Source organism: Flavobacterium hungaricum (genome assembly GCF_015182285.1).
In the GTDB taxonomy this organism is placed as follows: Bacteria; Bacteroidota; Bacteroidia; order Flavobacteriales; family Flavobacteriaceae; genus Flavobacterium; species Flavobacterium hungaricum.
In genome coordinates this window covers 467,674-489,168 of sequence record NZ_PRDM01000001.1, presented here as the reverse complement: position 1 = coordinate 489,168, position 21,495 = coordinate 467,674, and the positions used below count along the sequence as shown (strand labels likewise).

At 34.3% G+C, this 21,495-nt stretch carries 20 protein-coding genes; 15 read left to right on the top strand and 5 right to left on the bottom strand.

Going from position 1 to position 21,495, the window contains the following annotated elements; all coding sequences use genetic code 11:
* Positions 1-149: 149 nt before the first annotated feature.
* Positions 150-3,590, bottom strand: a complete 3,441-nt coding sequence (locus C4F50_RS02045; RefSeq protein WP_193844762.1) for a methylmalonyl-CoA mutase family protein — start codon at positions 3,588-3,590, stop codon at positions 150-152.
* Between the two features lie 312 nt (positions 3,591-3,902).
* Here C4F50_RS02045 and C4F50_RS02040 point away from each other — a divergent pair, with 312 nt between their 5' ends.
* From C4F50_RS02040 to purU, 4 genes are all read left to right on the top strand, one after another.
* The gene (locus C4F50_RS02040) at positions 3,903-5,468 is read left to right on the top strand and encodes a L,D-transpeptidase family protein (RefSeq protein ID WP_193844761.1); all 1,566 of its coding nucleotides are present in this window, start codon (positions 3,903-3,905) and stop codon (positions 5,466-5,468) included.
* Between the two features lie 285 nt (positions 5,469-5,753).
* Positions 5,754-6,122 (top strand): hypothetical protein, encoded by a 369-nt coding sequence (locus tag C4F50_RS02035; protein WP_193844760.1) that lies wholly within the window; start codon positions 5,754-5,756, stop codon positions 6,120-6,122.
* Positions 6,123-6,283: 161 nt separating this feature from the next.
* A complete protein-coding gene (locus C4F50_RS02030; protein ID WP_193844759.1) occupies positions 6,284-7,006 on the top strand; it encodes a DUF4197 domain-containing protein in 723 nt (240 codons plus the stop codon).
* 108 nt (positions 7,007-7,114) lie between these two features.
* The gene (gene purU, locus C4F50_RS02025; protein WP_193844758.1) at positions 7,115-7,969 is read left to right on the top strand and encodes a formyltetrahydrofolate deformylase; all 855 of its coding nucleotides are present in this window, start codon (positions 7,115-7,117) and stop codon (positions 7,967-7,969) included.
* A 273-nt stretch (positions 7,970-8,242) separates the two neighbouring features.
* Here purU and C4F50_RS02020 read toward each other — a convergent pair whose 3' ends face one another.
* The 3 genes from C4F50_RS02020 to pyrF form a co-directional block, all read right to left on the bottom strand.
* Positions 8,243-9,736: a catalase gene (locus C4F50_RS02020; RefSeq protein WP_193844757.1), complete on the bottom strand. Its 1,494-nt coding sequence runs from the start codon at positions 9,734-9,736 to the stop codon at positions 8,243-8,245.
* A gap of 910 nt (positions 9,737-10,646) precedes the next feature.
* Positions 10,647-11,447 (bottom strand): ABC transporter substrate-binding protein, encoded by an 801-nt coding sequence (locus C4F50_RS02015; protein ID WP_193844756.1) that lies wholly within the window; start codon positions 11,445-11,447, stop codon positions 10,647-10,649.
* 88 nt (positions 11,448-11,535) lie between these two features.
* Positions 11,536-12,363: an orotidine-5'-phosphate decarboxylase gene (gene pyrF, locus C4F50_RS02010; protein WP_193844755.1), complete on the bottom strand. Its 828-nt coding sequence runs from the start codon at positions 12,361-12,363 to the stop codon at positions 11,536-11,538.
* 415 nt (positions 12,364-12,778) lie between these two features.
* Here pyrF and C4F50_RS02005 point away from each other — a divergent pair, with 415 nt between their 5' ends.
* From C4F50_RS02005 to C4F50_RS01955, 11 genes are all read left to right on the top strand, one after another.
* Positions 12,779-13,252 (top strand): Dps family protein, encoded by a 474-nt coding sequence (locus C4F50_RS02005; RefSeq protein ID WP_193844754.1) that lies wholly within the window; start codon positions 12,779-12,781, stop codon positions 13,250-13,252.
* 302 nt (positions 13,253-13,554) lie between these two features.
* Entirely contained in the window at positions 13,555-13,740 is a 186-nt protein-coding gene (locus tag C4F50_RS02000) for a CsbD family protein (protein WP_071636919.1), read from the top strand.
* 159 nt (positions 13,741-13,899) lie between these two features.
* Positions 13,900-14,451 carry a helix-turn-helix domain-containing protein gene (locus C4F50_RS01995; protein ID WP_144214767.1) on the top strand — a complete coding sequence of 184 codons (552 nt, stop codon included), beginning with the start codon at positions 13,900-13,902 and terminating at the stop codon, positions 14,449-14,451.
* A 22-nt stretch (positions 14,452-14,473) separates the two neighbouring features.
* Positions 14,474-14,923 (top strand): response regulator, encoded by a 450-nt coding sequence (locus tag C4F50_RS01990; protein ID WP_193844753.1) that lies wholly within the window; start codon positions 14,474-14,476, stop codon positions 14,921-14,923.
* 10 nt (positions 14,924-14,933) lie between these two features.
* Positions 14,934-16,718 carry a CHASE3 domain-containing protein gene (locus tag C4F50_RS01985; RefSeq protein WP_193844752.1) on the top strand — a complete coding sequence of 595 codons (1,785 nt, stop codon included), beginning with the start codon at positions 14,934-14,936 and terminating at the stop codon, positions 16,716-16,718.
* Between the two features lie 144 nt (positions 16,719-16,862).
* Complete coding sequence (locus C4F50_RS01980) at positions 16,863-17,432, top strand: DUF4142 domain-containing protein (protein ID WP_193844751.1); 570 nt, start codon at positions 16,863-16,865, stop codon at positions 17,430-17,432.
* Between the two features lie 37 nt (positions 17,433-17,469).
* Positions 17,470-18,117, top strand: coding sequence for a porin family protein (locus tag C4F50_RS01975; protein WP_193844750.1), 648 nt, complete (start codon positions 17,470-17,472; stop codon positions 18,115-18,117).
* A 41-nt stretch (positions 18,118-18,158) separates the two neighbouring features.
* On the top strand, positions 18,159-18,311 hold the full coding sequence (locus tag C4F50_RS01970; RefSeq protein WP_109192514.1) for a lmo0937 family membrane protein: 153 nt from the start codon (positions 18,159-18,161) through the stop codon (positions 18,309-18,311).
* Positions 18,312-18,351: 40 nt separating this feature from the next.
* A complete protein-coding gene (locus C4F50_RS01965; RefSeq protein ID WP_193844749.1) occupies positions 18,352-18,636 on the top strand; it encodes a YtxH domain-containing protein in 285 nt (94 codons plus the stop codon).
* A 34-nt stretch (positions 18,637-18,670) separates the two neighbouring features.
* Positions 18,671-19,027, top strand: coding sequence for a hypothetical protein (locus tag C4F50_RS01960; protein WP_193844748.1), 357 nt, complete (start codon positions 18,671-18,673; stop codon positions 19,025-19,027).
* 39 nt (positions 19,028-19,066) lie between these two features.
* Entirely contained in the window at positions 19,067-19,450 is a 384-nt protein-coding gene (locus tag C4F50_RS01955; protein ID WP_193844747.1) for a hypothetical protein, read from the top strand.
* Positions 19,451-19,845: 395 nt separating this feature from the next.
* Here the strand turns inward: C4F50_RS01955 and C4F50_RS01950 are convergent, their stop codons facing one another.
* Positions 19,846-21,177, bottom strand: coding sequence for a DUF5723 family protein (locus tag C4F50_RS01950; RefSeq protein WP_193844746.1), 1,332 nt, complete (start codon positions 21,175-21,177; stop codon positions 19,846-19,848).
* Positions 21,178-21,495: the final 318 nt, after the last annotated feature.

Genomic DNA, 21,495 nt, shown 5'->3' with positions numbered 1-21,495 from the left:
GGAACAATTTATTCGTATTCTATAGAAGACTTCGCAGAGCTGGAGATTTTGGGGAATAATTTTTTAAATGGAAAAAATGATTTCAAATTTATTTCAAAAAAAAAGCCTCTCATTTCTGAGAGGTTTTTCATATAATTAAAAAAAAAAATCTACATATTCCTTCTATACTGCCCACCAACTTCAAACAATGCCGAAGTAATCTGACCTAAAGAGCAAACCTTTGTCGCTTCCATTAAATGATCGAATAAATTTTCGTTTTTAATAGCGGCTTGTTGTAAAGTATTTAAATGCTCGTTTACTTTTGCTTCGTGGAATTGATGCAAATTATCCAGCATGGTAATCTGATATTGTTTTTCTTCTTCTGTAGCACGAATAACCTCAGCTGGAATTACCGTTGGCGATCCTTTTGAACTCAAGAAAGTATTTACACCCACGATTGGGAAATCGCCGTTATGTTTTAGGGTTTCGTAATACAAACTTTCTTCTTGAATTTTAGAACGCTGGTACATCGTTTCCATTGCGCCCAGAACACCGCCGCGTTCTGTGATTCTGTCGAATTCTTGTAGAACAGCTGCTTCAACTAAATCGGTTAATTCCTCGATGATGAAAGAACCTTGAATTGGGTTTTCGTTTTTCGCTAAACCTAATTCTTTATTGATAATCAGCTGAATCGCCATTGCTCTACGAACTGATTCTTCTGTAGGTGTTGTAATCGCCTCATCGTAAGCGTTGGTGTGCAACGAATTACAGTTGTCGTAAATCGCATACAATGCTTGTAAAGTCGTTCTAATATCGTTAAAATCAATTTCCTGCGCGTGTAACGAACGACCAGATGTCTGAATATGGTATTTCAGCATTTGTGCTCTTTCGTTGGCGCCGTATTTGTTTTTCATGGCTTTTGCCCAAATCTTACGCGCCACACGACCAATTACTGAATATTCTGGATCTACTCCGTTGGAGAAGAAGAACGATAAGTTTGGTCCAAAATCGTTGATGTTCATACCTCGGCTCAAATAATATTCCACGTAAGTGAAACCATTCGAAAGCGTAAAGGCCAATTGCGTAATTGGGTTTGCTCCTGCCTCGGCAATATGATATCCTGAAATCGAAACCGAATAGAAATTACGAACGTTTTTGGTAATAAAATATTCCTGAACGTCGCCCATTAAACGCAGTGCAAATTCGGTTGAGAAAATACACGTATTTTGCGCCTGATCTTCTTTTAAAATATCTGCCTGAACAGTTCCGCGCACTTGTGAAAGTGTTTTTACCTTAATTTCGTTATATACTTCCAAAGGTAAAACCTGATCTCCCGTAACGCCCAAAAGCATTAATCCTAAACCGTTGTTTCCTGCAGGCAAATCGCCTTGGTATTTTGGTCTTTCGATTCCTTTGTCCTTATATATTTTATTGATTTTGGCTTCAACTTCTTTTTCTAAATCATTGGCTTTGATGTAAATCTCACATTGCTGATCGATCGCCGCATTCATAAAAAAACCTAAAAGCATCGGTGCTGGTCCGTTTATGGTCATACTTACCGAAGTTAATGCATGAACCAGATCAAAACCTGAATAAAGCTTTTTAGCATCGTCCAGACAGCAGATTGAAACTCCGGCATTTCCGATTTTCCCATAAATATCGGGACGCAAATCTGGATCGTTTCCGTACAGCGTTACACTATCAAAGGCTGTCGAAAGGCGTTTTGCAGGCATTCCCGCACTCACATAATGAAAACGCTTGTTGGTTCTTTCTGGTCCGCCCTCGCCGGCAAACATTCTTGATGGATCTTCGCCTTCTCTTTTAAACGGATACAATCCTGAAGCAAACGGAAATTCGCCAGGAACATTTTCTTGTAAATTCCAACGCAGAATATCGCCCCAAGCTTCATATTTAGGCAAAGCAATTTTCGGAATCTGTAAATGCGATAAACTTTCGGAATGTGTTGCAATCTTGATTTCTTTATCACGAACTTTAAACGAGTAAACTGGATTTTTATATTTATTGACTTTTTCCTCCCAATTCAGGATAATTTCCCAATTGTATGGATCTAAGTCCATTTTTACTTTATCAAATTGATTTAATAAAAGGTTCAAAAAGATTCTATTTTCGTCGTGTTCTACAATTCCGCTTGGTAAAACTGTCGAATCATCTATTCCTGCTTTTGCAATCTGAGGCACTTTTCCAGAAACCGATTCTATGGTTTTGTAGATTCCGAATAATTTCTGAGCTACTTTTTGCTGTAAAACAGCCGTTTCATCATAATTTCTATTATTCTCTGCAATCTCAGATAAGTAACGCGTTCTTCCCGGCGGAATCACAAAGATTTTCTCGCTCATTTCTTTCGTAATCTCAAAAGTCGATTTCAAATCAGAATCGGTTTTTTCGACTACTTTATCCATGATCGCTTTGTAAAGCGTATTCATTCCAGGATCGTTAAACTGCGAAGCAATCGTTCCGAAAACCGGCATTTCATCAGGATTTTTATCCCAAAGATTATGGTTTCTTTGATATTGTTTTTTTACATCGCGCAAGGCATCAAGCGCGCCACGTTTATCAAATTTGTTTAGAGCTACTAAATCGGCAAAATCAAGCATGTCGATTTTTTCCAATTGTGTTGCCGCTCCAAATTCTGGTGTCATTACATATAAGGATACATCAGAATGATCCATAATTTCGGTATCAGACTGTCCAATTCCAGAAGTTTCCAGAATAATCAAATCGTATTTTGCGGCTTTTAAAACCTGAATCGCTTCGGCGACATATTTAGAAAGAGCCAAATTGGATTGACGTGTCGCCAGCGAACGCATATAAACACGAGGATTATTAATCGCATTCATACGGATTCTATCTCCTAAAAGTGCACCTCCCGTTTTTCTTTTGGATGGATCGACAGAAATTAACCCGATAGTTTTTTCTGGAAAATCAATTAAGAAACGACGAACCAATTCATCAACCAAAGAAGATTTTCCTGCACCTCCTGTTCCAGTAATTCCTAAAACCGGAATCTTGGAATTGGTGTTGCTTTCGTGTATCTTATCAAAAACCGGTTTGGCAATTTCTGGAAAATTCTCTGCAGCCGAAATTAATCGGGCAATTGCAGTGGGCGTTTTATCTTCGATATGATCGATTTCTCCGTTTAGTTGATCACCAATAGGAAAATCCGATTGCTGCACCAAATCATTAATCATTCCCTGCAAACCTAAAGATCGTCCGTCGTCTGGAGAATATATTCTGGTAATCCCATATTCATGCAGTTCTGAAATCTCGCTTGGCAGGATTACACCGCCGCCGCCGCCAAAAATTTTAATATGCCCCGCTCCTTTTTCGCGCAGCAGATCATACATATATTTAAAGTATTCGTTGTGTCCGCCTTGATAAGAAGTCATCGCAATGGCGTTAGCATCTTCTTGAATCGCCGTATTTACCACTTCTTCTACACTTCTATCGTGGCCAAGGTGTATTACTTCAACTCCAGTTGACTGAATGATACGGCGCATGATATTAATGGCAGCATCATGTCCGTCAAATAAAGACGCAGCAGTAACAATTCTTACTTTATTTTTAGGAATATATGTTTTTTGTTGTTCCATTTTATGAATATGATAATTTTCAGGGGCAATTTACAAAATATTTTAAAGTTTGATTATCCCGCTGGCTTTATGTTAACAAAAAAAATTTCATTTTTTTGATTTTTTAGGGTAACAATTCACCTAAGTATCTGATATAGTTAAAGAAAGCTTAAAGACATGGCAATTTCGCAACATTTAAATAAAATATAAAAACATGTCTGAGAGGCTTCTAATGTAATTTAGCAGTGTAGAAAAGCCCCAAATTTTTACCCCAGACTTTAATGAAAAAGTAAACAACGTAGAGGAAAAGTAAAAACGTAAAAATTAAAAAAAATGAGAACATTTAATCTATTCACCGTAATTTTAAGTTTGAGTTTTTTTATATCATCTTTTAATAGAATTGACGCTAGTAATTCTTTATATAAAAAAACTTCAGCTGCAACAAAAGCTAACAATAACACCGATTTAGATTTAGAGAAAACTTCTAATGATTTCTTTAAAAGATATTCTGATTTAAAAAAATACAAATCTGACGTGATGTCATTGTACAAAAACAGATCTCTTGGCTCTATTTGGTTTGATGAAGAACAAGTTAACGAATTTGGCTCTGTATTGTATGAAAAAGCTAAAAAAACAAACGATCTAGTTATTCCTTACCAAAAAGAAATCGATCAGCTGTTTGATTCTTCGTCAGAAACTACGCTTTCTAAAACAGATGCTGATATGCTTTTAAGCTCTTTATATATCCTATACGCCAAAAAAAGCACTACAGAAACTAAGAAAAAAGTATCTTATGATACGATGCTGAAAGATTTTTTAAACTACAGCACTCTTGAAGAAGCAGCCGAAAAAGTAAGTACAACTAATGAAAAAGTAAGCTTTGAGCAATATTATAAACTTGAAGATGCTTTAAAACAATATAAAAAACTTGACAGATCGAATAAATGGAAACCAATTGTTCCAGAAGAAACTCCATACAAAGATTTACGTCCAGATGCTGAATCTAGTACAATTGCACAAGTTAGAACTCGTTTGTATCTACTAGGAGATTTAAAAAATGATTCTAAAAGCAAGGTATACGACCGTGAATTAATGGATGCTGTAATGAAATATAAAGTTCGTAATGGTTTTAAACCTAACTATATTTTATCAGAAGACCATATTAAAGAGATGAATATTCCGGTATCGGATAAAATTGCAACTTTGAAGTTAAACATGGAAAGATGCCGTGAAATTGCAGCACAAATGGCGAATAGTGATGAGTATGTGCTGGTTAATGTGCCATCATACGAAATGATTTATGTTAAAAACGGAAAAGTTCAGTTGAAATCTCCAGTTTTTGTGGGTGCGCCTTTAACTAAAACAACCATTTTTAATGGTGAAATTGATCGAATCGTATTCAGCCCATATTGGACAGTTCCACAAAGTATTGTACAAAATGAATTAAGATCTAAAATCGCAGCAGATCCAAATTATCTTGCGGAGAAAAATATGGAAATGATTAATGGCCAGGTAAGACAAAAACCAGGTCCAGATAACTCTCTAGGATTGGTGAAATTTATGTTTCCAAATTCTGATGACATTTACATGCACGATACACCATCAAAAACATTATTCGATTTTGAAAAAAGAACTTTCAGCCACGGATGTATCAATCTTAAAATGGCAAAAGAATTAGCTTATGCAATGCTTAAAGATTATCCAGAATGGACTCCTGCAAAAATTGATAAAGCGATGGCCGGAAAAACAGAAAATAGTTTTAAACTAACTAAAAAGGTCCCAATTTATATTACTTACTTTACTTCATTAGTAAATGAAAATGGTGAAATTGGTTTCTTTCAAGATGTGTATGAAAGAGATGCCTCATCAACTGCAGAGGATGCTGTGGTATCACAATAAAAAAATATATTTCTAATAAATTTTACTTGTCTTAGGGGCAATTTTTAAAATTGGTTTCTAATTTTGAAAGAATAAAAACTTTCAAACTTAAATCCCAAATCTTAAATTGCCCCTTTTTTATATAGATGCAGCAGCATAGAAAGCGTGAATCAATTGGTAAGTTCATTTCCAAAAAAAGCCTATTTTATTAATATTAAATCTTTTACAAGCAAAAGAAAATTCCAAAAACTAAGACCTTTGTATCCTAATTTGTACCACTAAATATTACTATTAAAAGTTAATGTCATGAAAGCAAATAATACTGAGGGACTAACTATGTTTGAGATAAATGTATTAGTACAACAAGGAGCACGATTTGTAAAATTTCCTTATTTACGAGGTTTAGTAAAAAAAATTACGACGACTAACATTTACTTTGTGCGTCCAGAAGAAAAATCATTTAAATATGCTTTAAAACATTTTTTTATGAATTTAAATTTTAGCTTACGCGTTTTTCCGTACGGACCAATATATGCTATTGAATCGCTTTATTTTTTAATAAAAGGAGGCAAAGATTATACTTTTGCAATGCTGGAAGATTTAAATAAAAAAAACAATACTTACAATAATGCTCTATATGATTTATATGATTTAAACAGCCTGAGAGAATTCTAAAAATTATAAATATACCTATTCATATCAAGGAAAATACTGCGTATACAATAAGTTCCTGCCCTTTTGTTAATTCTAAAACAAAATCTTTAGGGAGCTTAATAAAAATTGTGGCGTTGTTTTTGAATAAATAGTATTTTTGAAACTTAAACAAACCCCAATAAATGAAAAAGATTCTTATTCTTGCAATAGCATTTTCGCTTAACTCTTGTGCTCAGGTTCCACAGATTTTAAATCAACTGCCTCAAATTGCTTCTCAAATTCCGGGAACTACTGGCACCGTAGATATTGCTTCTGGCCTAAAAGAAGCTCTTAATAAAGGTATTACGCAGCAAGTAAGTAAATTAACTGCTGTAGACGGATTTTATAAAAATGAAGCCGTAAAAATTTTAATGCCAGAAGAATTACAAAAAGTAGACGCTACTTTAAGAAAAGTAGGTTTGAGTTCTCTAGCAGATGAAGGTATCAAAATGTTGAACCGCGCTGCCGAAGATGCTGTTAAAGAAGCTACACCAATATTTGTTTCTGCAGTTAAAAATATGTCTTTTACAGATGCTAAAAATATTTTACTTGGAAATGATTCTGCTGCAACTTCTTATTTACAAGGAAGCACTACTACATCTTTGTACGGAAAATTTAATCCCGTAATTAAAAGTTCTTTTGAAAAAGTGGGTGCTGATGTTGTATGGAAAAATATAATTACAAAATACAACACTATTCCATTGGTAAAAAAGATAAATCCAGATTTGACCGATTATACAACTAATCAAGCCTTGTCTGGTGTTTTTAAAATGATCGCAGTTGAAGAAAAAGAAATACGTAATAACATTTCTGCAAGAACATCGCCTTTATTAAAAAGCGTTTTTGCTCTGCAGGACGGAAAATAATTTTTTCTTGAGTCACAAAGGCCCAAAGATACAAAGGTTCAGTACAAAAACCTTTGTATCTTTGGGCCTTTTGAACCTTTGCAGTTAACCAACCAAAAACCAACCAAAATGCAAAAAATAACCATTTTAATTCATTGCCCAGATCAAAAAAATATTATTGCTTCTGTTACAACTTTTATTGCTAAGGTCGAAGGAAATATTACCTACATAGATCAGCATGTTGATGTAGAACAAAATGTATTTTTTATGCGTCTAGAATGCGAGTTTACCAATTCGCTAAAAAGTATAGAAAGCATTAAAGAGGAATTTAACAGCACTCTTGCAATTCAATTCAATATGTCTTGGGATTTATACAGCCAAGAACAAAAACCCAAAATGGCTTTGTTTGTTTCTAAATATGATCATTGTTTATTTGACATTTTAGGACGCTACAGTGCTGGTGAATTAAATGTTGAGATTCCGGTTATTATCAGCAATCATAATGATTTGAGATCGATTGCCGAACGTTTTGATATTCCGTTTCACTTTGTTCCTTTTACAAAAGACAATAAAGAAGAAGGCGAAGCCAAACAAATCGAGCTTTTAAAAAGATACGATATCAATTTTATTGTTCTAGCGCGCTATATGCAGATTATTACGCCAAAACTGATTTCGCTTTACGAAAACAAAATCATCAATATTCATCATTCGTTTTTACCTGCTTTTCCTGGTGCAAAACCGTATCACTCGGCATTTAAACGCGGTGTGAAAATTATTGGTGCGACCAGCCATTATGTTACAGAAGAGCTTGACGAAGGTCCGATTATTGAACAGGACATCGCAAGGGTTTCGCACATTCACTCTATTGAAGATTTTATAATGAAAGGACGCGACTTAGAGCGTATCGTTTTAGCAAGGGCAATTAAATTACATGCTGAGCGTAAAACAATGGTTTACAGTAATAAGACGGTGGTTTTTTCTTAGAGTTTTTGAGGTTCTATATTCTAAGGTTCTGAGGAACCGAGATACTAAGGTTCTAAGTTTTTTTGCAGCGATGGCACTAGGGCTTGAAGATTTTTTTTCTTTAAGGTTTTGAGGAACTGAGATTCTAAGTTTTTATTGGATTGGGCGAAGTCCAAGCAAATGAAGCTTTTTTTAGTATGAAATAGAAAACCCGACAGGTTTACAACTTGTCGGGTTTATTTATAATCGCAGGTTAAAACCTTTGAATGTTTCTTACTTTGAGACTTTGCCTCTTTAACGAGCTACAATCGCCAATCTGGGATCGTCAAAACTGTTTACTTCCTCCATTGTCATTCCTAGTGCGTTTGCTACACCTTCTCCATACGCTGGATCTGCTTTGTAGCAGTTTCTAATATGACGGACTTGAATAAATTTCTGAGCTCCTCCAACTTGTCCAGCGGTATTTTTAAATAATAGCTGCTTCTTTTCGTCTGTTAATAAACGGAATAAAAGTCCAGGTTGTGTAAAATAATCGCTGTCGTCTTCTCTAAAGTTGTATGCATAAGCATCTCCGTAGATTGCCAATGGCGGTTCTTTTAATTCTGGTGTATCCTGCCATTCTCCAAAACTATTTGGTTCGTAATGTTTACGGCCTCCATTATTTCCGTCAACACGCATTCCTCCATCTCTATGGAACGTATTATAAGGGCATCTAGAAGCGTTAACCGGAATTTGATAATTGTTCACTCCTAAACGGTAACGATGTGCATCTCCATAAGAAAACAAACGTCCTTGAAGCATTTTGTCTGGAGAAAAACCAATTCCCGGCGGCACGTGCGCTGGATTAAAAGCAGCTTGTTCTACTTCTGCAAAATAATTTTCTGGATTTTTGTTTAATTCAAATTCTCCCACCGGAATAAGCGGAAAATCTCCTTTTAACCAAACTTTTGTCAAATCAAAAGGATGGAAACGATACGTTTTTGCCTGCTCTTCTGACATGATCTGAACAAACATTTTCCATTTTGGGAAATTTCCTTCTTCAATCGCATTGAATAAATCTCTTTGATGACTTTCTCTATCGCCTCCAACCAATAAAGCAGCCTCCTCGTCAGAAAGATTTTCAATTCCTTGTTGTGAGACTAAGTGAAATTTAACCCAATGTCTTTCGTTTTGTGCATTAATGAAACTGAAAGTATGACTTCCAAAACCATGCATCTGACGATACGTTTTCGGAATTCCTCTGTCGCTCATTACAATTGTTACCTGATGCAGAGCCTCTGGCAGTAAAGTCCAAAAATCCCAATTGTTATCAGCACTTCTTAAATTGGTTTTTGGATCACGTTTTACTGCGTGATTTAAATCTGGAAATTTCATCGGATCACGGAAAAAGAAGACAGGCGTATTATTTCCTACCAAGTCCCAATTTCCTTCGTTCGTGTAAAATTTCATGGCAAAACCACGAATGTCTCTTTCAGCGTCAGCAGCACCTCTTTCTCCTGCAACGGTCGAAAAACGAACAAACATTTCTGTTTTCTTACCAATTTCCGAAAATAAATCGGCTTTTGTGTATTTAGTTATGTCATGGGTTACGGTAAAAGTTCCGTATGCACCAGACCCTTTGGCGTGCATTCTTCTTTCGGGAATTACTTCGCGATCAAAATGTGCCATTTTTTCTAAAAACCAAAAATCTTGTAATAAAACAGGTCCGCGAGGGCCGGCTGTCTGAATGTTTTGATTATCAGGAACTGGAGTTCCTGTTGCAGTTGTTAATTTTTTGTTTGAATCCATTTTGCTGATTTTTAATGTTTTATCAAATATACAAACTTATCTTTATGATATTCATAAACAAAATTGATTATAATTATATTTTGATAACCAAAAATTATTTAACGCTGTAGAATGCTCAAAAGAGGGATCTCAAAAATCTTAACTTATGTCCAACAAAGTAATAACAAAACCTTAACAGCAAAACTTCGATATATGTCTGACCTTTGTAATGTAATAAACTGGTTATTTATTATTTTGGTTTTGGTTAGTTAAATGATGCCGGCGTCTTCGAGATGCCGGCATTCTTTTTTTATATCAGTTTTGTTTCACGTTTCAGGTTTTTCTTTGTTTCAGGTTCAGGTTTCAGGTTTCAGGTTTTAGGTTTTAGGTTTCAGGTGCTTCTTGGAACTTAATTTTGATCGCAAAGCTGCTAAGTTTTTTTTTGCCCTAATTGCACTTATTCAATTCTTGCAATTCGCAGTAAAAAAAAGACCGTACAAGCTGGCAAAGCTTAACATTAACTTATATCCAACAAAGTAATAACAAGACCTTAACACCATCAGATTGATATATGTCGGATCTTTGTACTGTAATAAACTGGTTATTTATTATTTTGGTTTTGGTTAGTTAAATAAGTGCCGGCGTCTTAGAGATGCCGGCATTCTTTTTTTATATCAGTTTTGTTTCAAGTTTTCTTTTGTTTCAAGTTTCAAGTTTCAGGTTTCAAGTTTTCTTTTTTTCGGGTTTTATGTTCCTTTCTTTTGCACTTAATCTTATCGCAAAGAAGTAAAGTTTTTTATGTACGAAGCTTTATATAAAACACAAAGTTCGCAAAGCTTGTATTACAAACTTTGCGAACTTTCCGTAAACCTTTGCGCTCTTTGCGGTTAAACATACGCGCTCCTACAACTTGAAACCTGAAACAAAAAAATTAATTTTTTAAACGTTCGTGCAGTAATTTAAAATATGTAAAAGCCTTTAAAAGCCGGCTTCCGTGCCAAGAGAACATTTCGCCGTCAACGAAGATGGTCTTCGCGTGATGCGTAAATCTACCAATCTCAAAAGCGTCTTCTTCTTTAAAAGGGTACGGTTCTGAAGAAAGAAAAACGATATCCGGATCTCCATCCAAACGCATCTTCTTTAATTCTATTTCGGGATAACGGCCTTTGTCTTCGTAAATATTCTTAAAATGATTCAGTTTTAATATCTCATTAATATAAGTATCATTTCCTGCAGCCATATAAGGATTTTTCCAAATAAAATAAGCCGCTTTTTGGGACGGAATATCTTTTATATAATTTTTGAAATCGCTCAAGGCGAAAGCCAATTTGTCATTCCATTTCTGAGATTCGGTTCTACAGTTAAAGATTTGACCGAAGTCTGAGATCATCTGAAAATTATCTTCAATCGTCACTATATTGGTAACCCATACTGGACAAATTTCACTAAGTTGGTTTACAATTTCTTCTGTATTCTCTTCTTTGTTACAAATGATAATATCGGGTTCAAGAAGTTTTATTTTCTCGAAATGAATTTTCTTGGTTCCTCCAACAATCTTTTTAGTCGCTTTAAAATGAAACGGATGCACACAGAACTTCGTTATTCCGATAATTTTTTCTTCTAAGCCCAAATCGTATAGTAATTCGGTTTGAGAAGGAACAAGCGAAATAATCCGTTTTGGAGTCGTTTCAAAAGAATGAACGGTTCCTATTTGGTCTGTAAATTGTTTCATGTTTATTTTGGAAGAAGTTTTTTTTGGCCGCGAATTCATGAATTCCAAAAATTAAAAAAGAAATTCGTGAATTCGCGGCAAACATTTATTAAGACTGAAACTTTAAATCAAGAATTTCTTGCATTTCCTGTTGCACTTTCAAAGCTTCTTCTCTAGCCTTTTCTGCAAAATCAGTTCCGTTAGAAGCATAGATAATTGCTCTTGCCGAGTTTACCAATAATCCTACTTTCTCGTTCATTCCGTATTTGCATACTTCAGACAAACTGCCGCCTTGAGCACCGATTCCTGGAACCAGTAAGAAACTGTCTGGAACAATTTTCCTGATTTCTGTAAAATATTCTGCTTTTGTAGCACCAACAACATACATTAGGTTTTGGCTGTTTTTCCATGTTTTAGAAGTTTCCAAAACTTGTTTGTACAATTCTGTTCCGTTCGTTGTCAAAGTCTGAAAATCGAATGCACCTTCATTAGAAGTCAAGGCCAGCATGATGGTATGTTTATTTTCGAAAGCTAAAAAAGGTTCAACCGAATCTTTCCCCATATAAGGAGCAACAGTTACACTGTCAAAATTCAAATCTTCAAAAAAAGCTTTGGCATACATGCTCGAAGTATTACCGATGTCGCCGCGTTTTGCATCTGCGATTGTAAAAATAGCAGGGTAATTTTCGTTGATATAATTAATCGTTTTTTGAAGCGACATCCAGCCTTTTATTCCATAAGCCTCAAAAAATGCAGTATTAGGTTTGTATCCAACAGTCAAATCGTGCGTGGCATCAATAATTGCTTTATTGAATTCGAAAATTGGATCTTCTGTTTCTAATAAATGCTGCGGCATCTTGCTTAAATCTGGATCCAGACCAACGCATAAAAATGATTTTTTTTGAAGAATTTGTTCGTGTAGTTGTTGTGTTGTCATATTGTATTTTGCTAGTGCGGCAAAATTACGAATAATATGTTCAAATTTCAGATTTTAAGTTTTGGGTTTTATGTTTGAGGTTTCAGGTTTCATGTTTCAAGTTTCAGGTTTCAAGTTTCAGGTTTCAAGTTTCGGGTTTCATGTTTCATGTTTCATGTTTCATGTTTCAAGTTGCTTTACTTTGAGATTAGGTTATGCAAAGATCGTAAAGCTTTGGGTTAAACTACACACTGTTCTTATTAACACTCCAAATTGACTAATTATCTAATTGACAAATTATCTAATTATCTAATTAACCTAATTATCTAATTAAAAAACGGGTAAACATTGAAGTCCTGTAACATCTTAAAAAAATTGTGTAAAGAAAAACAGCCGCAGTAAAGGTAATTTTGAAACAAACAGTAAAAAAATCCCCATGACACCACATATCGGAATATCTCCAAAAAATTTAAAGAAAAGCGCCTCATTACTAGCCACGATTTTATCTAACGAAATGACATTATACGTAAAAACAAGAAAATTTCATTGGAATATTTCAGGTAATAGTTTTATGGAATTACATAAATTGCTGGAAGAACAATACAGAGTTTTGGAAGCAAATATTGATGAAGTAGCAGAACGCATCAATCAGCTGGGCGAAAAAACAATTGGTACTATGAGCGAATTTATAGAAAACTCTACACTTAAAGAGGCACCAAAAGAATATGCATCGCAAAAAGGCATGCTTTCTGAATTGCTGCAAAACCACGAACAGCTGGTAACCGAATTTAGAGATTATATTCCTGTTTTTGAAAGTGAAACAAATGATATCGGTTCTGCGGATTTCGTTACAGGTTTACTACAGCAACACGAAAAAATGGCATGGATTCTTAGAAGGTACCAGGCCTAAGATTTTAGATTTTAGATTGCAGATTTTAGTCCCGAAGCCTCGGGATAGATTTTAGAATGCAGATTTTAGTCCCGAAGCTTCGGGATAGATTTTAGAAATTTCGCGAACGATGAAAAAAAACTTTGCGATCTCTACATCTAAACTAATCTCAAAGTAAAGCAACTTGAAACCTGAAACTTGAAACTTGAAATCTAAAACTTCAAAAAATGAAAATTATGCAGCTGCTGTAAAAATAAATGTAACAAGGATCTGGCGCGTAATTAGGAACTTTACAATATTAATAATACTAAACAAAAAACATCATGAATACTACAGAGATAAAAGGAAACTGGAATGAGTTAAAAGGGAAATTGAAGCAAAAATATGCTGAACTTACAGATGACGATTTGATGTTTGCTGAAGGAAAAGAAGACGAAATGTACGGAAAACTCCAGCAAAAACTAGGAAAAACAAAAGAAGAATTTCATCAAATCCTGTCAGATTTGTAAATCCCTCAAACTCAATCAGGAAATACCGTCTAGTAAAAATATTAGACGGTATTTTTTTAGGGTTTTTATTTAAAAAATTACCTTCATCTTGCAATTCTGCATTATTTAAACGCTGTAACCAAAAATAAAATAAGTATCTTTAACAAAATTTCTATAAAAATGAAGCTATTCATCAAATTTGATATCAACACCATCTGCTCTCTTTACCTGAAGCAAAATTTAGAACAGAATAATATTAATTTTACTACTCTGGGTTTTGGCGAAATTGAAATTGAGGATAATATTGATGCCGAAGCACTCGAAAACTTAAAAAACAAATTAAGTCCCTGTGGTTTTGAAGTAGTAGAAAATCAAAAAAGTGTATTAGTTCAAAAAATAAAAGATGCCATTATCGAATTGGTTTTTATGGACGACAGCAATAACTACAAAAGTTCTGTTTTTCTAGCCGAAAAACTAAATCACAGTTATGGGTATCTTTCGAATGTTTTTTCAGAAGTAACTTATTCTTCTATCGAAAACTTTATAATTTTACAGAAAATTGAAAGAGCAAAACAGCTTATTATTATTAACGAAATGAGTTTAACCGAAATCGCGTTTTTATTAAACTACTCGAGTGTTGCACATTTGAGTACACAGTTTAAAAACACTACCGGAATTACTCCTTCTGCATTTCAGCGAATAATAAAAAAGCGAAGAGAGAATTTAAAATAAAACCCAAAAACACTACATTAAAATGCAGAAAAACGCATTAAACATTTTATTGGCCGATGATGATGAAGATGATCGTCTTTTCTTTAAAGATGCTTTTGAAGAGATCAAAATCCAAACCAACGTTGATTTCGTACATGATGGTATGCAATTAATGGATCACTTGCAAAATCCCGGCAATAAACTTCCCGATATTTTGTTTCTAGATTTAAACATGCCTAAGAAAACGGGTAAAGAATGTTTAATCGAAATCAAAAAGACGGATCACTTAAAGGATATTATTATTGCGATCTACTCTACTTCTTCTTCAGAAGAAGATATTGAAGATACCTTTATTCAAGGCGCCAATATTTATATTAAAAAGCCAAGTGATTTTAATACGCTTAAAAAATTAATAAATGAAGTCGTGACCGTAAACTGGCACTATCATACCTCTGGGTTAAATCGTGATAATTTCTTGCTGCGACTAAAATAATAGCATATCAATGAAATGGATACCAAATTTTAATTCTTCAAACTCTTTGAGAGTTATTTTTGTAATCGCAGTTTTCATTCTGTTATTTCTTTCTTCGATTGCTTACAAACACAACCAGGATTTAAACGAATCCAGTAAGCTTGTAATGCATACGTACGAAATAAACATTCAGCTCGAACGTTTAATGTCAGCTATAAAAGATGCAGAAACGGGTCAGCGAGGGTATATTATCACTCGCAATGCCCGTTTTTTGACTCCTTATATTTATTCTCGCGACAAAGTCAATACGTCGTTTATTACCTTAAAAAAACTTACTGCTGATAATCCTGCACAGCAGGAAAATCTCCAAAAACTTTTCAAACTCATTATTCAGCGTTTTGTTTCTTTTGAAAACTGCCTGAAATACAGCGATCCTAAAACATACGACAAACGAAAACTAGACAATCATATGTTTGGCGGTCGTATCTTGATGGAAAACATTCGTTTTAAAGTCGACGAAATGAACGATATGGAAAAAGCTTATTTGAAAAAAAGGCTTAAAATTTATGATGCCGAAATTTCGTTAAGTCCTTTGTTTTCTATTTCCTTATTTTTAGTCGCTTTAAGCTTCATATTACTAGCCTACCGCCAAATCAGCCGCGATTTTGAGCGCATGAAAATCTTCAACAAAAAATTATTGATCTCAAACGGTTTAATGGCTGAATCAGAAATTATTGGAAAATTCAGTACTTGGCAATGGGATTTAGACACCAATAAAATAGATTATTCTGATAATCAATATCGTTTATTAGGCCACGAGCCCAACTCTTTTGTTCCTGTAAGAGAAACTTTCTTAGATTTTGTGCATCCCGATGATAAAGAAGTAGTTTCTGAATCTATGGATGGTATTATCGAAAAGAAAAACCTTCCGTTTGTTTATTACAAAGTGATGCGTCCTGATCGAGAAATAAGATATTTTAAGTCGACTGGAAAAATATTAACTGACCAGCAGGGAAGCAAAATCCTGCTCGGAATTAATTTTGATATTACAGACGAACATTTATTGAATATTGAGCTTCAGGAAAGAAATCGAGAATTAGAAAAAAGCAATAAAGAACTGGCTTCTTTTAATCATGTTGCGAGCCACGATTTACAAGAACCTTTACGAAAAATACAAACCTTTATCTCCAGAATTTCTGATGCCGATAAGACAGTAATGTCCGACAGTGCCAAAAATTATATTACTAAGATTGAAAGTTCTGCCAAAAGAATGCGTGTTTTAATTGATGATCTTCTGTTGTTTTCGAGAACGAACACAACTAAGAAAGAATTCCTTAAAATGAATCTTAATGAACTTTTGGACAATGCAGAAGCCGAACTAACTGAAATAATAGACGAAAAAAGGGCGGTTATCAAGGCGTCAAAACTTCCAAAGCTGGCGGTTATTCCGTATCAGATCGAACAGCTTTTTATAAACTTGATTGGAAACTCATTAAAATACAGCCGACCAGGCGTTGAACCCGAAATAACGATTTCCTGCGATAAAGTAAATTCATCCGATTATCCAGAAATTTTAGAGCAGTCGGTAAAGAAGTTTTACAAAATTACTTTTACGGATAACGGAATGGGATTTGACCCTCAGTTTAAAGAAACTATTTTTATTCTTTTTCAGAGACTGCATTCTAAAACCGATTATCCCGGGACTGGAATTGGACTTGCAATTTGTAAGAAAATCGTAGAGAACCACAAAGGTCATATTACAGCAGACAGCACCCTCAATAAAGGCTCTGTTTTTACGGTATTCCTTCCCGATTAAATGCCCTAGAAAAACACCAAAAAAACACTTAAATAACGTTATATAAATCCATTATGGGAATTATATAACGTTTCTTTTTTATGCTGTAAAGTAAAATCTTTCATTCGTTAGCATCTTTGTAATGTAATACTTTAGGAAGTAATAATGAAAGCAATTTCCCCTTTTAAAGGATCCTTTTTTAAAGTCTTTCTCTTATCGGCAGCACTATTATGCATGAGCTCGTGCAGGAAGATAAAACCGATAGAAAGTTCTTTTAAAAACGAAACTTTTGCAATAAATGACAGAGAAGAATCTGAAGTGTTTTTCTTCATTTCGACATCAAATATAAGTAAGGGAATTATTTCTAAAAGTAAAATTGCACAAGAAAAAAGTTCTGATGTTACGATAAAAGAATTGAGTAAAAAAATCGAAATGCAAGAAGATCAATTACTCAATGAGATAAGTAAGATTGCCACAACAAAGCTCATTGTGGTAACCGAAATAAACGCCACGCACAAAAGAGATTTATACAACCTTATTGATGCCAGCGGAGAGGAATTTAATGCTGAATATTTGAGCTCTATAAAAGAGTCTCTAACAGATCAAATTGAGCTTTTAGAATCTATTTCTAACGAAACAAATGACAAAACGATCTTACAATTAGTGTTATTTTTTTTACCGCAGCAATATAAGCTGCTCCGAGAAACGGAGTCCTTACAAAAACAAAATATATAAACGCCTTATTATTCTATTATTAACTAAATTTTTTATTATGAAAATGCAATCTAATTTTTTATGCGCCTTAACACTTTTTTTAACAGCTTCATTCGGAATGCTGCACGCACAGGACAATAATGTAAATACCGAATTCGGTGTAAAAGGGGGATTCAACATGTCTAACCTATATGGAAGCGGCGAAGATGTAGACGATAACAATGTTTTATACGGATTTAATGCCGGAGTTTACGCTACACTTCCTATTTCAGATTTCGTAGCCATTCAGCCAGAGGTTTTGTTTACTACTAAAGGTGCCGAATTTGAATATAACAATGCTTTTGCAAGTGGAAGCACAAAATTCAAATTAAACTATATTGAAGTTCCTCTTTTAGTGAGAGTTAACGTAACAAAAAACTTTAATATTCATGCCGGTGGTTACGCATCTTATCTTGTAAGTTCTAAAGTAACTGGAGACGGAACTTTTGATTTTGACGAAGAAATTGACAGAGATGATCTAGCCAAATTTGATGCTGGTATCGCAGCAGGTGTAGGAGTTGATTTTGACCCAATTAGTATTGGAGTACGTTACAACTATGGTTTAACAACCGTTGGTAAAGAAAGAACTGTTGCAGGTACAACTTACACTATTCCAGACGCTAAAAACAGTAATCTAACATTATACCTTTCGTATAAGTTAAATTAAGATTTTTAAAAATTAATTAAAAACCATTAAAACAAGAAACCATGTCAAACTTATTATACACAATAGCAGTGATTCTAGTGATACTTTGGGCTTTAGGGTTCTTTGTTTACAGTTTCGGAAGCATTATTCATATTCTTCTCGTAATTGCCATTATCGCAGTATTGCTTAGACTTATTAAAGGTCGTGAAATTTAAATCAACAATTTATTAAATATTAATCATTAAATCAATTATTATGAAAGCTAGTACCACAATTTTAGGAATTTTAGGAGCCGCAGCGGCGGGAGCATTTATCGGAGTTTTGTTTGCTCCAGACAAAGGATCTAACACAAGAAAAAAAATCTCTGATAAATCTAAAGATTACAAAGATAATCTAAAAACAAAATTTGACGGCATTGTAAATACTATCTCTTCAAACGGTAAAGATATTATCGAAGAAGGAAAATCTAAACTTAACCAAGTTAAAGATGATTTTAATGCTATCAAAGACGAAGCTAAGACTGTAAAAACGAACTATTAATACGTGAATTTTTCAAACCATAAAACCCTATATCATGGAACCAAATGCAACAACAACAAACGAGAATCTTAATCTTTATGAAAAAGCCGAAAATTATACTAAAACGAGTTTAGAGTTAATGAAACTCAAAACAGTATGTTCTGTGGCCGATGGTATATCATCATTGGCATCTAAGATAGCTGTCGGAATTGTTGTTGCATTTTTTACTTTATTTCTTAATGTGGGGCTAAGTTTATGGATCGGAAAAGAACTGGGAGAATATTATTTCGGCTTTTTTATAATGGCACTTTTTTACTTAATTGTTGCTGTTATTGTGCACAAAGCACACCATAGGCTGATTAAAACTCCAATTGGTAATTCGATAATTTCCAGTATTTTAAAAGAAAAATAAAACTGATTTAAAACTATTAATACTTAAAAAAGACTATTTATGGAGCCTATTTACACTATTGATCAATTAAATCAGAGAATACAATATTTAGAAAACCGTCAGGATCAGGAATGGTGCGAAATTAAAGACGAGATCGATGATATCAAAGAGAATTTAAAACCTCTTAACCTGATTCGCAATACCATCGAAGAAATCAACGAAACTGTCGGATTTAAAAGCCATTTAGCCCAATCTGCTATTAGTATCGGAATTGGATATCTGGCAAAAAGATTCATCGTAGGAAAAAGCGATTCGATGTTTAAAGGAATTTTAGGCTCAATTGTACAGCTTATCATTACCAACATCGTGTCTAAACCTCAGGAGTCTTCTAGTGAAGCTTCAGATGAAGAAGCATCACATCAATATGAACCATCGCAAGAGTAATTGTCTAACTTAAATACATTCATCATGGAAAAGTTAAATACAATGATTATAAAAAATGGTGTTTACGTTTACTCTAATCTATATAAATGTTTTGAATATACGAGAGTATTTCTAGGTATCTAACATTCATCATACGCTTTTTGGGGAAGCGGTTGATGAAGATAAGACCTTCACTATATTTTAAAGGTTCTGATTAAAATAAGGTTCTAAGTTAATAAGGTTTTTAATTTTCGATACGTCGAAATTTTATAAAGTCTTTACCACACATATAGAAACTTAAAATCTCAACCTTGCAAAAGAGACTGTTTACGATTAGTAAAACAGTCTCTTTTCTTTTTACAGAAGTTCCAAGAGCTTAAAAATTAGTTTCTTAGCACCTATAACCTCAGAAACTTTTATTTATAATTTTGATACAACGGAAGTTTCAAACCCGCGTACAAATTACAGCCTTTCGAATTATTCGAAAACAAATTCGAAACCAAAGTCCCAGATCCCACAAATAGAGGCCCCGCTCTAAAACCAGCTCCGATCTGCGTACCGCTGTATTCCATATACGTAACCGGAACATAGAAACTAAACTGCCTTCTTTCGTATCTTGGTGTAAAAGTAACCGAATTGGCAATTGCAGTTCCGTTTACTTTGTTGGCATTTACCAGACTAAAATCACCGCTTAGATTCAGATAAAATTTATTGTCTATATTCCAGTCAAAATTAGTGTGTAAAGCCGTCGGCAGATTGGCCTTAACTCCCTTTCTCGAAGAAACTTTGGTATAATTCGCATCAAAAAATTCGAAAATATCGTCTGCATCTTCAATATCCTGCTGCGAAACCCTTCCGTTTAAGTTATAGGTGTTTTCGGTAAGGTTTTTATAATTCAGTTTGCCAATATCTGTCACAGCAGCTCCAAATTTAAGCTTATATCTATTTCCCATACAAGTGTGGCAGTTGGTGCGGTATTCGTACGTAAAACCCAAATCTACACCCAGACCAGCCGACGCCATATCAAACTTCGGATCTTCTCCGTTTTGGTAATCGTAACTCGCAGCCGTTCGTAAAGTTCCGGTAGATAAATATTCACTCAAAGACGGATTAACATTGTTTTTTATAAAAGCCACACTCAAATCGTTTCCACTGATGTAGCCGTTTACACCCGCCATCAAATACTTTAAACTGATACCACCCTTGATAAAATGCTCGTCGCGATCCATTAAAACCGCGGCATAGCTCGCCCCTATTTCTGCCCAGGAATTCGTCACCCCATTCGGATTACCTCCAGAGAACAAAAAACTATTAGAAACATCAAGATCTTTATTCACCTCATCAACAAGCTGTCCGTTTACGCCGACAAGATTGGTTACGCTTCTCACACGCGAAAAAACCGCAATACTCTGCTGCGGTGTAATATTGAGCATAAACGAAGGTCCTAAAATATCGGTATTAAAATTCCCTCGATTATTGCTCTTAAAATCCTTTTTTGCATCGGTTTCTAAGTCGTAACCGCTTCCTAAAGCATTTGTAAAATTTACTCCATACAAATCGTTCTGCACTGTTGCGCTTGCAGAAAAAATGGTGATATCGGCTCTGTATTTAGAATCGACAATCGCAGACGGATTAAACAATACACCTTGAATCCCGGCATAATTATCATCCCTAAATCCGAAATAAGATTGCGATCGGGCATAAAAAAAACTGCAAAAAAAGCAGTAAAAGAGTAAAATTTTCTTCATATCTAAAAGTTAATTGGTTGATTAGTAAAGCAAATATGAAGCAAAAAAGTTTCGGAAAAAAATTTTTCCTTTTTCAGGGACAAAGGTGCACAGATACAAAGGAACAAAGGTTTTATGCTGAAAATGCTTTTCCAGCTCTAAAAATATTATAAATCTTACCTATTAAAAGAAAGATGTAGTAGAGAACTTTATAAATACAAAAAGGCCGAACATAGTTCGGCCTTTTTGTTTATAGTTTGCTAAGAAAAAAAACTTAGCCGTAAAGTAAATTTAATATTGAAGTTTAAGAAAAAACTGAGCGTCTTAAAAAAAAACTCT